This window comes from Hyphomicrobium sp., from assembly GCF_035687085.1.
Taxonomy (GTDB): domain Bacteria; phylum Pseudomonadota; class Alphaproteobacteria; order Rhizobiales; family Hyphomicrobiaceae; genus Hyphomicrobium_B.
Genome location: NZ_DASRYS010000013.1, coordinates 303,998 through 318,161, shown reverse-complemented (window position 1 = coordinate 318,161; position 14,164 = coordinate 303,998). Strand labels below are relative to the sequence as shown.

Sequence of the window (14,164 nt, the reverse complement as noted above, 5' to 3'; positions counted from 1 at the left end):
ACGTGTGCTTGCATCCGCTCAGCAATCGAAGCTCCAAATGCAATCAAGGGCCCACGAGGGGCCCTTGAGAATTCTCATAGGTCGGAATGAGACCCGATAGCTGGGTCTCAAGGACGCCAGTTGATCGAGAGCCGGCCCGTCTGGATATCGGGGTCGATGCGCGCGGCCAGACCATCCTCTCCGGGGAAGAGTTCGAGGTTTTTGCTTTCCAGATCGATGTAGCGATATTCGGCTTTGAGTGAGACCGAATCCCAGATCTTGGTTTCGATACCGCCACCAATGAATGCGCCGGAGAAACGTTTGTCGCCGTATAGTGTCGTGGAAACCGGAGGGTCAGTGATACCTAAGGTGATATCGGTCCCTGCAAGTCCGGCATTGGCGTAGCCGCCGCTGACGAACAACAGCGTATCGGGGGAGGTCAAGTAACCGATCCGGCCACCCACCATGAGGATGTCTTTGAACTCCCCGCGACTGCTCCAAAGATTGATGCCTTCGATAGTGTTGCTGTCGCTGTATTTCAGGTTGGAGAAATCGGCGTCAGCAAACGCACCGACGACGAACTTCTGTCTGAATTGGTGGTCGTAGCCGACCGATGCGGAGATGAAGCCGCCGTCCATGCTGACCGGGTTATTGATGGGTCCGGCCTCGGCGCCGAAATCTTCCTGCTTGTGGGCGACGCTGTAGCCTGTACCGAAGCCCAGGTACGGGCCGGTCCAGCTGGAGGTGATCGGGGGAATTGAATTATCGACAACCTCTTTCTTGCCGTCCCCGAAGCGATAGTTGAGGCCCAACCTCATGGTTTGAATTTGCGGCTTGATCCGAGTGGTCAAACGCTCCCCACCCTCATCGAAAATGGCGTCCTCGGCTTGCATTGAGGTGTAGCGATATTCGGCCTTCAGGCTGAAGCCGCGGCCAAGCAGCGTTTCGACACCGTTGCCGAGAAAGTAGCCATTGAAGCTGCCGATACGGCCGCGGAAGCGATCGTCATCGCCGAAGTTCAGCGTCATGTCATCGGGGTTGGAATGGGCGTAGCCGAACGTCGAGAAGAAGAGCGTCGTTGGCGAAACCTGATAGCCGATCCGGCCGCCGACCGAGAGCTGATCACCGAGCTTTATGTGGCCAAGATTGCCCAACAGAAGGGTGCTGGTATGGGTATCCGTATCGGCGAAATCATAGTCGATGAAGGCGCCGACAACGATCGGGCCGAACAGGTTATGGTCATAACCTGCGCTTAGCGTGAAAAACCCACCGGTGCCAGCCTGGCCATTCTTGGAAAAATTCACTTCCTCTGGGAAATCCGTAATGAACGAATCGGCCTTGGTGTTCGACATCGCGTAACCGCCGCCGATGCCGATATACGGGCCCGCCCATTCATTTGCTGCGGCCGGTCCGACGGCGACGCTCAAAATGGCTCCTGTGACGACTGCTACGCCGGTAAGTTTCTCGATCATGGCATTCCCTTAGGCGCGCGGTCGGAACACGCGCTGATTTGTTTTTTATTCAAAATCGGCGGGCGGTTATGGGGGCCCTGTTGATATCGTTATCTGATTCGCGGACTAAGGAAGACGTCGCGCCAACGAGCCGCTTCGCGATCAACAGTGAATTGTTCTAAGACCAGCGAAGCAAATGGAGTTTCGACGATGAGCGATCAGCGCGCCAACGTTCCGTCCCCGCTCAAAGCGGCGATCATTCGCGTGACGCCGTTCGAGCAGAACTGCACGCTGATCTGGGATGACGCGACGAAAGTCGGCGCCGTGGTCGATCCGGGCGGCGATCTCGACCGCATCGAATGGGCGATCAAGGAAGCGGGAATCACGGTAGAGAAAATCCTGCTCACGCACGGCCACATCGATCACGCCGGCGGGGCCGCGGATCTGCGCGATGAACTCGGCGTAAAAATCGAAGGCCCGCACCGCGCCGATGCGGTTCTGCTCGACGCGCTGGATAAGCAGGGCGAGATGTACGGCTTTGACGGCGTGCGAAACGTCACGCCGGATCGCTGGCTGGAGGAAGGCGACAAGGTCACCGTCGCGGGCCATGAGTTCGAGATCTTTCATTGCCCGGGGCATTCGCCAGGATCGGTCGTCTTCTTCAACAAGCGGCAGAAGTTCGCGCTTGTCGGCGACGTGATTTTTCAGGGATCAATCGGCCGGACCGACTTCGCCTATGGCGATCACGAAGCGCTGATCTCGTCGATCAAGACGAAGCTGCTGCCGCTCGGCGACGACATCGCCTTTATTTGCGGGCATGGCTCGCCGAGCCAGTTCGGTCAGGAACGAAAGACCAATCCGTTCCTCGTCTAAGCGGATGCCTCGCGGTCAGAACGAGAATTCGTAGGAGCCGCCGAGGCAGCCGAAAATTCCGCATTCGCGCTGCAGCGTGCCGTAGCCGCCGCTCGAGATGGAATTGTCGTCGGAGCCGAAGAAATCGACCGTCTGGACGCGCAGGGTTTCTTCGCAGCTTCTTCTGCAGTCCACCCAGCCGCCGCGGGGAAGGCGGACCTGCCAGCCGTATCTCGGCGCGCGCCGTACGATGCTCTTGATCGCGCCGTTGCCGAAGCGGCTGTAAGCTGTGATGACTTCGCCCTGTTTGTAGTCGGTGCGAAGACGGCCGATGTGGGCATCGGCAGCCGGCGGCACCAGCGGAATGAAGACGGCCGAGGCCACGGCAACTGCTGCCAGCATCTTTGCGCGCATAGAAAATCTCATCCTTTGGTGGTGGGTTTCCATCAACGCGACATCGAGATGTTGACGCCCTTGAAAGACGGGCCACTGGTTGCGACCGTTACGGAATGCGAGCCGCCGGAGATCGACACCGACATCGAGCCGCTGATGCCGCCACTGATGGCAAGGTTCATTTTGTTGGGCGAAGCGCGTCCGGCGATGGTGCCGGACTGATTGTAGGTGCGCTCTTCCCAATCGCCGCTGACGGCGCCGTTGGCGTTCGTAAGGTTGGCTCTGAGTTCGACCTTCGAGGAGGCGTTGGCGCAGCGAATCGAAAGACCGAGGTTCGTCGGCCCGCCGTTATTGGTGTAATAGCCCTTGCAGCGGAGGCTTTCCGTCTTGCCGTTGTCGAAGCGCGCGGTGCCGGATCCGCTCCACGTGCCGGCAAGTTCGACAAAGGGATTGTCCGACGCCGCGGCGGCGGGACGAAGCGACAAGGTCATGCCGGCTGCTACTAGCGCGACGCACGCGGCAACTGACGCTGCAAGTCTGTGATTGCGCACCACGAGTCTTCCTTCCGATTTTGTGGGGCCCCCGAAGCGGACGATATTATCGTCCGATGTAAGCCGATTTGCGAGCCATATGGGAGCGACTTTGCTCGGCGTGGAGAGGTGTTGCTCTCAAGCGACACCGCGCGCACCCATCGGCGACACGACTCCGTGCCCGTTCGAAGAGCACATGAAGCCTGAAGTTTCCTAATTATAGCCTACAAAGCGTCGCGATCGAATTCTAAACCTCCAGTATTGCCGGATGGCGCTGAGAACAAGACAGCGGCAAGTGTCCGCCGGGCGGGACTCGGGGTGCGCCATCCAAATCATATGTCGAGGGAGTTTGCCGATGGGCCGGTCGTACCGCGTCGCCACGTATGTAGCTGTTGCTGCCATTTCAAGTCTGCTGGCACCTGAAAACCGGGCCGCTGCGCCGATCGATCCGCTGGCGAGCCTCGCAGGGCGCTGGGTCGGGATGGCAACGGTGTCGTCCGCGTCGGGGCCGGATTCGAGCTTCAAATGCGTCGTGACCTACGTCGCCCGCAAGGATGGGGTCGCGGGTATGCGCCAGACGCTCAGATGCGAGGATGGCGCGAGCTTCAAGCTTCACGCGGCGACCGATCTTTCCGTCGAGGGAGAAAAAGTAACCGGCGCCTGGCAGGACAAGATCAACGACATCGGCGGCACCGTTGCCGGCACCGTCACCGCGGACGGTTTTGATGTTCAGCTCTCCGGCCAATTTTTCGCAGCACACATGGCTGTGGCGGGGCAGGGTTGCGTTCAGTCCGTGAAGGTTCTTCCGCAGGATGCCAGCCTGTTCCGGGAACTCGCTGCCAACCTGAAGAAGTGCTGATCGGCGTCCCGGTCTCTCGTCAAAACGGCTCGATCACCTGCTTCACGATCGGAACCCGGTCGGTTTCCGGATCGTAGCGCAGGTCAATGATCAGGTTGAAGACGTCTTGTGGCCAGAAGGCGGGATAGCTGCCCTCTGGAGCACCGAGAAGTGCTGCGATCTCCGGCAGTTTCTTATGGTGCCAGCAGATGACGAGCAGCTTCCCTCGATACTCGGGCTTGGAAAAGATCTCCCTGACGAGGGATTTGAAATCCTTGTCTTCGATGTGGTGCTGCAGTTCGAGGCCCAACGCGGCAGCGAGCGGCTTCATCGTTTCGATGGAGCGGATCGACCGCTTCGAGCGGGCGGCGGCGTAGATGAAATCGGGACGGCCAAACGTCTCTGGAATGTAGGTTACGAGCCGCTCGGCGCGCTTTTGGCCATCCGGCGACAGCAGAATGTCGGCTTCATCTCCCGTTTTCTCGGCGTGGCGCATGAGCAAGATCCGGCCCGGTCCGCCGTCGGGATGATCGGTTGCGGTGATTTCCGGCTCGGATCTATCGCGCCCCGTCCGCCAAAACAGTTCGGTGATCGAGCACAGCCAGGCCCTGAGGCCGCGGCTCCAATCCGCAGAATGGCTCAACTCGGCATCCTCACTGCGTTCCGGCGCTCTGCAATGCGCGCCCCGCCGCTCTTTGGCGAAGCTTTATACCTTTAGCCGAGCTGAAATGTTTCCGCGCGTCCCGAAAACGCCGTGCACGGCGCGGCTTGCTTGCAAGAACCGCCATAGCGTCAACCCTTGCGCAACCTTCGCTACCTAACTTTTCGCAAATAGGACGCTCACATCGATTCGAGGCGAGGACCGCCATGACGTGTGCCACTCCCGATCGCGAACTGCTGCAGCAACTCGCGAGCATTCCCGAGGTCTCGCTCAGCGGGTTTTCCGTCAGGGAAGGCCTGTCCGGCACCGGCGTGACGGTCCTGCAGGGCCGGAATTACTTCGGCAGCTGGCGGGCAGTGGACCGGCAACTCGTCTGGGTGCCGGCAAACCTCACCGAGCCGGGCCATATTTGCGAGACGGTCGAGGAGGCCGTGCGGCAGACGCTGCTCATGATTTTGAAGAGCATCCAGCCGCCAGGCTCAAAGCTTCCGCGCGCGCTTGCCGGCTGATAACCCCGGTCTTCGCCGCAAATTCGCCTCATCGGACCCGTGCAAATTCGCTGGATGAATGCGACCGTCAGCGTAGGCCAAAGGGGAGCGCAATCGTGAACATTCGCCGTCTGACGTTATCATCGGTGTTCGTTCTAGCTCTGGTTGGGGCCGCAGTGGCAGATCCGGTTGAGCTGCCCTCACGCAGACCCGGTTATTGGGAGATTTCGATCGGGCACGGATCGAAGGCGGCTTTCAAGATGACCGTGCACGCGTGCATCGATGCGGCAACCGACAAGGCGATGATGGAGGCGGGCACCTCGGCGATGGACGAGATGTGTTCCGATCGCGAAGTGAAGCGCGAGGGCGACGCCTGGATCTGGGACACGAAGTGCACGATGGGGCCGATGAAGACGTCGTCTCACATGGTGATCACCGGCGATTTTCAATCGGCCTATCAGATGGAGATCAGCAGCGACGTTACCGGTCTGGATGCGCCGGAGAAGACGGTGATGACGCACAAGGGGAAGTGGCTGTCGGAGGCTTGTCCCGCAGGCGTGAAACCGGGGGACATGCAGATGCCGGGCGGTATTACGATCAACGCCGGCGAGATGATCGATTCACTCGGTGTCGCGAAGACGCCGTGGCAGCCCTAAGCAAAATGGAAGGATATAAAAGATAGGACTGCGGCCGCCTTTCCGGCAGCCGCAGTCATAGTGCGCGTTACGCCGCGAGCACGGCGCGTTCGTGTTTTCCTTCCTCGATCTCTTCGATGATCTTGGCGACGAACGCATCGAGATCGCCGGGGTTACGGCTCGTGATGATGCCGTCCTCGGTCACAACGGGCTCGTCGACCCAGTTGGCGCCGGCGTTGATCATGTCCGTCTTGATCGAAGAGTAAGACGTGGCCTTGCGTCCACGTACGGCCTTCGCCTCGATCAGCAGCCAGGGTGCGTGGCAGATGGCGGCGACGACCTTGCCTTCGGCGAGGAAGGCTTTGATGAGCTTCATCGCTTCCGGGTTCTGACGCAGCGTGTCGGGATTCATCTGTCCGCCCGGCAGAACGAGCGCGTCGTAAAGCGAGGTCGAGGCCTCGCTCAATTCCATATCGACTTTGACGGGTTTGCCCCAGTCGGTCTTATCCCAGCCGAGGATGGTCTCTTTCTCCTTGCGCTCTTTCGGCGCGGCGACGTGCACCAGCTGGGCCACCGCTTTCAGTTTCTCGCGCGGAACGTCGAGTTCCGATTGCTCGAAGCCATCGGTCGCCAGAATGAGGATTTTCGCTTTCGAGATTTTAGTCATTTTGAGAGGGTCCTCGATTGCTTCAGATTGGGAAACAACCGATGGCCGCAGTCGAGGTTCCCGCTACGAAAACCCACGCATTTTCAGGCGGAACCTTATTGCCCCGGCCGGCCGGTTTTGCGGGGGCGGCCGCGGCGGGCTTTCTTCTCGCCCGTATCCTCGAATTCGCGCGTGCGCGTCGGGATGGAAATGCGCGAAGGCTTCTCGCCGCTCTTCACGGGCAACGATGCGTGCGGGCCCATCTCGTCGAGCGTCGGCTTATGAGGGCCTGCAATTCTTTCGCCGAATGCACCGGCCTTGGTGCGGCTATCGACGTGCTTCGTGCGTGCTGGCACCGGCCGGTCGGTGCCTGGCCCCATGTCGTCGAGCGATGGCTTTTTGATGCGCGATGTCGACTGCGCATAGGTCGGCTGCACGGGCTCGTATTCAGTCGCGATGCGGCTGCCTTCGGCCTTCGGCTGCTTGGGAAGGTTGGCGCTCGGGCCGTATTTGCGATCACCCTTGAACGCGCCTGCCTTGTCCTCGACGTCCGACTGGCGCGCTAAAGGATCGTTGGCGATGGCGAGTTCGGTATCGCGCAGACGCTTGACCTCGTCGCGCAGTCTTGCCGCCGTTTCGAACTCGAGATCGGCTGCGGCCTCTTTCATGCGCCGTTCCATATCGGCGATGACGGCCTGCAGATTGTGTCCGAGCACCTGCACGTTCTCGCCGTCGGCGAGGCCAGCATCGACCGTCACGTGATCCTGCTCGTAGACCGACTGCAGCACGTCCTGGATGTTGCGCTTGATGCTTTCGGGCGTGATGCCGTTCGCCTCGTTCCACGCGATCTGCTTCTCGCGGCGGCGGTTGGTTTCGGCGATGGCCCGCTCCATCGAGCCCGTCATCTGGTCGGCGTAGAGGATGACCTTGCCTTCGACGTTACGCGCGGCGCGGCCGATGGTCTGGACAAGCGAGGTTTCCGAACGCAGGAAGCCTTCCTTGTCGGCGTCGAGAATGGCGACGAAGGCGCACTCGGGAATGTCCAGGCCTTCGCGCAGGAGGTTGATGCCGATGAGCACGTCGAAGGCGCCGAGGCGGAGATCGCGGATGATCTCGATGCGCTCCAGCGTTTCGATGTCGGAGTGCATGTAGCGGACGCGTATGCCGCTCTCGTGCATGTACTCGGTGAGGTCTTCCGCCATGCGCTTCGTCAACACGGTGACGAGCGTGCGATAGCCTTTCTTCGATACCTGACGCACTTCATCCAGCAGGTCGTCGACCTGCGATTTCGCGGGCCGGATTTCGACGACGGGATCGATCAAGCCAGTCGGCCGGATGACCTGCTCGGCGAACGTGCCGCCGGTCTGCTCCAATTCCCAGCTTGCGGGCGTTGCCGACACGAACACGGATTGCGGCCGCATCGCATCCCATTCTTCGAAGCGCAGCGGCCGGTTGTCCATGCAGGAGGGTAGGCGGAAGCCATACTCGGCAAGCGTCGCCTTGCGCCGGAAGTCGCCGCGGAACATGCCGCCGATCTGGGGCACCGTTACGTGGCTTTCGTCGGCAAAGACCAGCGCGTTATCGGGCAGGTATTCGAAAAGCGTCGGCGGCGGATCGCCGGGATTGCGACCCGTCAAATAGCGCGAATAGTTTTCGATGCCCGCGCACGAGCCTGTCGCCTCCATCATTTCCATGTCGAAGGTCGTGCGCTGTTCGAGGCGCTGGGCTTCAAGAAGTTTGCCCGCCGCATAGAGTTCATCGAGGCGTTGCTTCAGCTCGGCCTTGATCGCTTTGATCGCCTGCTGCAGCGTCGGCTTCGGCGTGACGTAGTGCGAGTTGGCGTAGAGCTTCACGAGCGACAGCTCGTCAGTCTTGTTGCCCGTCAGCGGATCGAATTCGACGATCGACTCGATCTCGTCGCCGAACATCGAGAAACGCCAGGCGCGGTCCTCTAAGTGGGCCGGGAAGACTTCGACGGTGTCGCCGCGCGCGCGGAAGGAGCCGCGAACAAAATTGTGATCGTTGCGCCGGTAGTGGAGGGCGACGAGGTCGGCCAGCAACTGGTCGCGCGAGAGCTGCTCGCCGACGCGGACCGTGAAGGTCATGGCGGTATAGGTTTCGACCGAGCCGATACCGTAGATGCACGACACCGAGGCGACGATGATCACGTCATCACGCTCGAGCAGCGCACGCGTTGCGGAGTGGCGCATACGGTCGATCTGCTCGTTGATCGAGGATTCTTTCTCGATGTAGGTGTCCGTGCGCGGCACGTAGGCTTCGGGCTGATAGTAGTCGTAGTAGGAGACGAAGTATTCGACCGCGTTCTCCGGAAAGAAGCTCTTGAACTCACCGTAGAGCTGCGCTGCTAGCGTCTTGTTCGGCGCGAGGATGAGTGCAGGGCGCTGCGTCTTCTCGATGACGTGCGCCATCGTGAAGGTTTTGCCGGATCCCGTGACGCCCAGCAGCACCTGATTGTGCTCGTGTTTGCTGACGCCTTCGACGAGTTCCTTGATGGCTTGCGGCTGGTCGCCCTTGGGCTCGTATTCCGAGACGATCTTGAATTTGACGCCGCCTTCGCTCTTCTCGGGCCGCTCGGGCCTGTGCGGAACGAATTGAGGCATGCCGCCCGAGACAATCGGGTGGCTCGCCATCAACGGCTGACGCGCGAGCAGTTCCTTGGCGCGCTCGGAGCGTTCGTGCGGCTTCGTCAGAAGCGCGGTCAGGCTGTCCGTCAGCGTTTCGCTGCCCATCGGCGGGCGCGGGCCGGATTGCCGTAGCGCCGGCAGACTTGGAAGGCCCGTCGCTCCGCGTTTGCCGGAGAAATCGGCAGGCGCGAAATAGGAGCCGGCTTCACCAAAGCCCGGCGTTCCCGCCTCTGTCTCCATGGGAGGCTGAGTGGGTTTCCCCGACTTGCCGCGCGAAGGGCGAGGGGCTTTGGGTCCGGATGATTTTGTCGGTGCTGGCACGGGATCTATATAGGAAATGGAGCCTTGGTCATAAATGCCGTTCTGACGCCACAGTGTCACGCCCACGCCCCCCAGAGTCACGCAAAATAGCAAAAAGTTCGGGGCGTTTTGGTTCCCGAAAATTCTCCTTACGGAAGGGTATGTTCTGGCGTTCTTCTCAGAGTGTTAGCGAGGCGGGACCAACCCCGGTGTCGCGCGTTATCCGGGTTGTCAATCGGAGGGCCGCTGCCGGCCGGGCATGTTGGGCCGGTTCTCGCGGACGGTAACCCCAGAGAGCGAACACGGAGAATTCGATTATGACCACCAAATTGATTGCTGCTGCCCTTGCCGCCACGTTCGTCCTGAGCACCGGAGGCGGTGCTGCCTTCGCGGCAATGAGCAAAGGAGCCGCCGCTACGGAATGCTCCAAGCAGGCGGATGCGAAGGGCTTGCATGGTAAGGAGCGCAAGAAGTTCCGCGAGACCTGTAAGCGAGACATGATGCAGGGTGGCATGAAACAGAGATAAAAGACGAAAAGCACTAACGCCGTTTGGCGAAAGTCCTTGAATGAGAAACCCCACTTTCTACGGTGGGGTTTTTTCATTCTGCTGCTTATGGCAGGTGGGGCGCGGTTCGAACTGCCGTTCCAAGGCCGGAGAGCGTGTGGTGAGGGCGTGTCATGGCGTATGCGGAAAATACGAGGACTGCGCTCGTGACGGGCGCCAATCGCGGCATTGGATTTGAGATCGCGCGTCAGCTTGCGGCGCAAGGTTTCGCGATACTCGCCGGCGTCAGATCACGCGAGAAAGCGGCCACTGTCGCAGATGAGTTCAAGAGGGCCGGTGCCGATGTCGAGCCAGTCATTCTCGACATGGCGAATTCAGCGCGCCTGCCAGAAGCGCTCGTAGAACTGGAGTCCAGGCACGCGCCCATCGATGTGTTGGTCAATAATGCCGCCATCTTGATCGATGGTCCGGGCGGGTTCAATTCTTCTCTCTTCGAGCTTTCAGAGGACGTCTTCCGGCGGACGTGGGAGACGAACGTGCTCGGCCCCATGTTGACGATGCGCGCCCTCATGCCGGGGATGCTGACCAGAGGGTTCGGACGCGTGGTCAACATGTCGTCTCTTGCCGGGCAACTGAGCAACATGGGCAAGGGCTATCCCGCCTATCGCGTTTCGAAGGCCGCGCTCAATGCTTTGACTCGGATTGCTGCGGCAGAAGCTGCTGCGTCAGACGCGGACGTCAAGGTCAACGCGTGCTCGCCCGGTTGGGTCAGGACAGGAATGGGGGGAAAGGATGCGCCACGCTTACCAGAGAAGGGCGCGGAAACTGCAGTCTGGCTGGCCACGATCGACCGCGAAGGCCCCAACGGCGGGTTCTTTCAGGACAAGGAAGCCCAGCCTTGGTGAGCGGATCGATTGGCGATGGCGGCTCCCATGGGAGAGCCGGCCGAAGTTTTGATGGCGATGGCGACTCCCGTACGGGGAGCCGGCCGAAGTTTTGATGGCGATGGCGACTCCCCTTACGGGGAGCCGGCCGCCATCGCGGGCTAGAGCGTGCGGCCCGTGCGGCCGTTCACGACAGGCGCGCCGTTTTGCTGAATTTCCATCACGAAGCGGATCGGACGTGCGGCCGTGTCCCTCAGGTCGCGGGCCGTCACGAGCACGAGCTGGCTCGAACCGGGTGAAGTGTCGATCTGGGTGATTTGCGGTGAGACGTCCGCGACGGTCGCGACTTCAAGGGTGCGCCGGACGCCGCCGAGGTTCATCGAAATCTGGTCGCCGACGGAGATCGTCTTGTTAACCGGCGTCGTGCCCGAGCGCATCGCGGTCAGCCAATATTCTTCCGACCCCGCAATGGGAGCCGAGGCGGCGCTCGCGACTTCCTTGATTTCTACGTTCGTGCGGCTGAGAGCGGTTTGGAAGCTTTTGCGCAGGACCGTTTCGCTATTGGCGAAAAGCAACGCGCCGGCGACCGCGGCAACAGCGGCTCCTGCCGCCAAGCCCAGCTTGATGGGCCTCAAGTCCTGCTTCGTCATGCTCCGGTCTCCAGCATTCCAATCAGGCTGGTGAGCCACCATTCGAGCGTCGCTCACCGCTAACAGAGGTACAGTCGAGATTAAGGCAATTCAATAGCGCGTCCCGACACATCGGCCGACTATCCTACCTTGTTCGCCGGCGGCGGCAAACCGCGGGGGCGTAAGCGCGCTTGACGTGCCTCAGGATAGCTAAATCTAGTGCCGCCAGTAATGAGAATGCAACCCCAAGTAGTCCCCATGCCGCACTTGTGCTGGTTTGGCGGTAAACGGCATCGGCCGGCGAGCTGGCCGTGGCGATTTCGATCACGGGCAGGGGGCCGGGCTCGGCAAGGGCTTCTGTGAAGGCGGGGGAGGCAGGGCGCTCAATCCCAGCAAAAGCTGCCGGATAGGGTCCTGCTTTGACGGGTGCGATCAGCATCGTCGTCACCAGGGCGAATATTGCACCGGCGGCGGCTGCGTCCATCACGGGCCGCCAGAGCCCAAGTCTCAAGGAGCGCCTCGGCTGCGCGGCTGGAGTGACATTCCGGCGGTGACGTACTTCCTGCAGAACGCTGACTGGCATCGTCTCGATTCCTCCCGCTCGTCATCAACTTGGTAGTCAATCGCGCGTCGCGAAAGTTGATCCCTGCTTCTGGGCGGCCTTGGGTCCGGATTGTGGCGCCACGCTGAGAAAATGCGCACCAGCTTATTTGCAGTGGATTTGTTGCGGCCTGGCATCAGCGCGGGCGCCGTCTGGCGAGGGACAGCCTTGTGAAAACGCCGCCTTGCGACAGGGAAACATTACAATTACGGTCCGCGCCGCTTATTCGCGACGCGAAAAATTCCAGTTCTTAAATCCGCAAAACAGGCGCTAGACCATGGGCTTCATCGCCGACAGTTTGAACCGCATCCAACCCTCCGCGACCATCGCCGTTTCGATGAAGGCGCGTCAGCTCAAGGCGCAAGGGCGGGACATCATTTCGTTGTCGGCAGGCGAGCCGGATTTCGACACGCCGCAGAACATCAAGGATGCCGCCAAGCGCGCGCTCGATGAGGGCAAGACGAAGTACACCGACGTCGACGGTATCCCGGAGCTCAAGGCGTCGATCGTCGCCAAGTTCAAGCGCGACAATGGCCTCGACTATAAGACGAGCCAGGTTTCGGTCGGCACCGGCGGCAAGCAGGTGCTCTACAATGCGCTGCTCGCGACGCTCAATCCGGGTGACGAGGTCGTCATTCCTGCGCCGTGCTGGGTCTCCTATGCGGACATCGTCCTGCTCGGCGGCGGTAAGCCCGTGTTTGCCGAGACGACACTGGAAGACGGCTACAAGCTGCGCGCCGATGCGCTCGAGAAGGCGATCACGCCGAAGACCAAGTGGTTCATCTTCAATTCGCCCTCGAACCCGACGGGCACCGCTTATTCGGCTGAAGAGCTTAAGGTTCTGACGGACGTTCTGCTCAAGCACCCGCACGTGTGGGTGCTGACGGACGACATGTACGAGCACCTGCTTTACGACGGCCTCAAGTTCGCGACGCCGGCGCAGGTCGAACCGAAGCTCTACGATCGCACGTTGACGATGAACGGCTTGTCGAAGGCCTACTGCATGACCGGGTGGCGCCTCGGTTACGCCGCGGGCCCGGAAGTGCTCATCAACGCCATGCGCAAGCTGCAGTCGCAGTCGACGTCGAACCCGTCGTCGATCGTGCAGTGGGCGGGCGTTGAAGCGCTCAACGGGCCGCAGGACTTCATCGCTGCGAACAACAAGATCTTCGTCGAGCGCCGCGATCTCGTCGTCAGCATGTTGAACCAGGCGAAGGGCTTGCAGTGCCCGAAGCCGCAGGGCGCGTTCTATGTCTATCCGAGCATCAAGGGATTGATCGGCAAGACGAGCAAGTCCGGCACGATCATCAAGAACGACGAAGACTTCGTCACGGCGTTGCTCGAAGAGGAAGGCGTTGCCGTCGTGCATGGCGCAGCGTTCGAGGGCTCACCCTCGTTCCGCGTGTCCTACGCGGCTTCGACCGAGTCTTTGAAGGATGCCTGCACGCGCATTCAGCGCTTCTGCGGAAATCTCGCTTAAGACGAGGCTCAGAACAAAAAACGCGCGGCTCAAGCCGCGCGTTTTTCAAATCCGGTTTATGGGCCTCTTGAGATCAGGCCGTGTTCTTAGCCGTGCTCTCAGGCCGGCGTGGCGCCGTGGTGCACGAAGCGCTCGGTGAACCAATCCCAAGCGTTTGCGATGTGCCCACCGAAAGGCTTGCTATCGGCACGCGGCTTAACAGGGCGCCAGATTGCAAGAGCCGTTGCCGGCTGCGACTTGAATTCGAATACTTCCGGTTCGGCGCCGAACGTATCGGGCAGTTCTTCCTCGGCGGCCATGACATATCCAGCAGCGTTGGCCGCGGACATCAGTGTTTCAATACTCATAACCCAGCCTCGCATTTCCTGAGCCAACGTCCCTCTGGCTCATTCCGAACGTCTCGCTTCGGGTAATAGAACGCGCGAAGCGCCGGAGAGTTCACAATGCCGCAAGTTTGAAGTTATTCAAGTTATTTTGTCCTTACTGGCCGCGAAGAAAAGACGATCGAGAGAAGTGGCTTCGGCGATGCAGTATAAAAATGCGCCGTTCAAAGATGATCTACTGCATCGCAATACATTCTTCACGAAACTGTGCGGCGAATCACGTTGTGCTGATTGAGCTTTGGAGCGACCATCGGCGGGCCGCT

Annotated in this window: 15 protein-coding genes; 7 read left to right on the top strand and 8 right to left on the bottom strand. The window is 60.5% G+C overall.

Translation table 11 applies throughout. From position 1 onward, the window contains the following. Positions 1-107 precede the first annotated feature (107 nt). Entirely contained in the window at positions 108-1,451 is a 1,344-nt protein-coding gene (locus tag VFG26_RS12200; RefSeq protein ID WP_325025637.1) for an outer membrane protein, read from the bottom strand. Between the two features lie 189 nt (positions 1,452-1,640). On the opposite strand from VFG26_RS12200, the gene VFG26_RS12195 reads away from it, so the two are divergent. Next, complete coding sequence (locus tag VFG26_RS12195) at positions 1,641-2,303, top strand: MBL fold metallo-hydrolase (protein ID WP_325025635.1); 663 nt, start codon at positions 1,641-1,643, stop codon at positions 2,301-2,303. Positions 2,304-2,318: 15 nt separating this feature from the next. Here VFG26_RS12195 and VFG26_RS12190 read toward each other — a convergent pair whose 3' ends face one another. Both VFG26_RS12190 and VFG26_RS12185 read right to left on the bottom strand, forming a co-directional pair. Beyond that, complete coding sequence (locus VFG26_RS12190) at positions 2,319-2,696, bottom strand: hypothetical protein (RefSeq protein ID WP_325025633.1); 378 nt, start codon at positions 2,694-2,696, stop codon at positions 2,319-2,321. A 32-nt stretch (positions 2,697-2,728) separates the two neighbouring features. Beyond that, the gene (locus tag VFG26_RS12185) at positions 2,729-3,166 is read right to left on the bottom strand and encodes a hypothetical protein (protein ID WP_325025631.1); all 438 of its coding nucleotides are present in this window, start codon (positions 3,164-3,166) and stop codon (positions 2,729-2,731) included. Positions 3,167-3,560: 394 nt separating this feature from the next. Here VFG26_RS12185 and VFG26_RS12180 point away from each other — a divergent pair, with 394 nt between their 5' ends. Continuing rightward, the gene (locus VFG26_RS12180) at positions 3,561-4,064 is read left to right on the top strand and encodes a hypothetical protein (RefSeq protein WP_325025629.1); all 504 of its coding nucleotides are present in this window, start codon (positions 3,561-3,563) and stop codon (positions 4,062-4,064) included. A gap of 19 nt (positions 4,065-4,083) precedes the next feature. Here VFG26_RS12180 and VFG26_RS12175 read toward each other — a convergent pair whose 3' ends face one another. Beyond that, a complete protein-coding gene (locus VFG26_RS12175) occupies positions 4,084-4,686 on the bottom strand; it encodes a histidine phosphatase family protein (protein WP_325025627.1) in 603 nt (200 codons plus the stop codon). Positions 4,687-4,910: 224 nt separating this feature from the next. On the opposite strand from VFG26_RS12175, the gene VFG26_RS12170 reads away from it, so the two are divergent. Beyond that, on the top strand, positions 4,911-5,213 hold the full coding sequence (locus VFG26_RS12170) for a hypothetical protein (protein ID WP_325025625.1): 303 nt from the start codon (positions 4,911-4,913) through the stop codon (positions 5,211-5,213). A gap of 95 nt (positions 5,214-5,308) precedes the next feature. Continuing rightward, on the top strand, positions 5,309-5,848 hold the full coding sequence (locus VFG26_RS12165) for a DUF3617 domain-containing protein (RefSeq protein ID WP_325025623.1): 540 nt from the start codon (positions 5,309-5,311) through the stop codon (positions 5,846-5,848). Positions 5,849-5,915: 67 nt separating this feature from the next. Here the strand turns inward: VFG26_RS12165 and VFG26_RS12160 are convergent, their stop codons facing one another. Then, the gene (locus VFG26_RS12160; RefSeq protein ID WP_325025621.1) at positions 5,916-6,494 is read right to left on the bottom strand and encodes a type 1 glutamine amidotransferase domain-containing protein; all 579 of its coding nucleotides are present in this window, start codon (positions 6,492-6,494) and stop codon (positions 5,916-5,918) included. Between the two features lie 95 nt (positions 6,495-6,589). Further along, on the bottom strand, positions 6,590-9,358 hold the full coding sequence (gene uvrB, locus VFG26_RS12155; protein WP_325025619.1) for an excinuclease ABC subunit UvrB: 2,769 nt from the start codon (positions 9,356-9,358) through the stop codon (positions 6,590-6,592). A gap of 377 nt (positions 9,359-9,735) precedes the next feature. Here uvrB and VFG26_RS12150 point away from each other — a divergent pair, with 377 nt between their 5' ends. Both VFG26_RS12150 and VFG26_RS12145 read left to right on the top strand, forming a co-directional pair. Next, positions 9,736-9,945, top strand: coding sequence for a PsiF family protein (locus VFG26_RS12150; protein ID WP_325025617.1), 210 nt, complete (start codon positions 9,736-9,738; stop codon positions 9,943-9,945). Between the two features lie 152 nt (positions 9,946-10,097). Next, positions 10,098-10,829: an SDR family NAD(P)-dependent oxidoreductase gene (locus VFG26_RS12145; protein WP_325025615.1), complete on the top strand. Its 732-nt coding sequence runs from the start codon at positions 10,098-10,100 to the stop codon at positions 10,827-10,829. A 140-nt stretch (positions 10,830-10,969) separates the two neighbouring features. Here VFG26_RS12145 and VFG26_RS12140 read toward each other — a convergent pair whose 3' ends face one another. Continuing rightward, positions 10,970-11,458: a hypothetical protein gene (locus tag VFG26_RS12140; protein ID WP_325025613.1), complete on the bottom strand. Its 489-nt coding sequence runs from the start codon at positions 11,456-11,458 to the stop codon at positions 10,970-10,972. An 857-nt stretch (positions 11,459-12,315) separates the two neighbouring features. Between VFG26_RS12140 and VFG26_RS12135 the strand changes: the two genes are divergently transcribed. After that, a complete protein-coding gene (locus VFG26_RS12135; protein ID WP_325025611.1) occupies positions 12,316-13,518 on the top strand; it encodes a pyridoxal phosphate-dependent aminotransferase in 1,203 nt (400 codons plus the stop codon). Between the two features lie 98 nt (positions 13,519-13,616). On the opposite strand, the gene VFG26_RS12130 is transcribed toward VFG26_RS12135, so the two are convergent. Next, positions 13,617-13,865 carry a hypothetical protein gene (locus VFG26_RS12130; protein ID WP_325025610.1) on the bottom strand — a complete coding sequence of 83 codons (249 nt, stop codon included), beginning with the start codon at positions 13,863-13,865 and terminating at the stop codon, positions 13,617-13,619. Positions 13,866-14,164 lie beyond the last annotated feature (299 nt).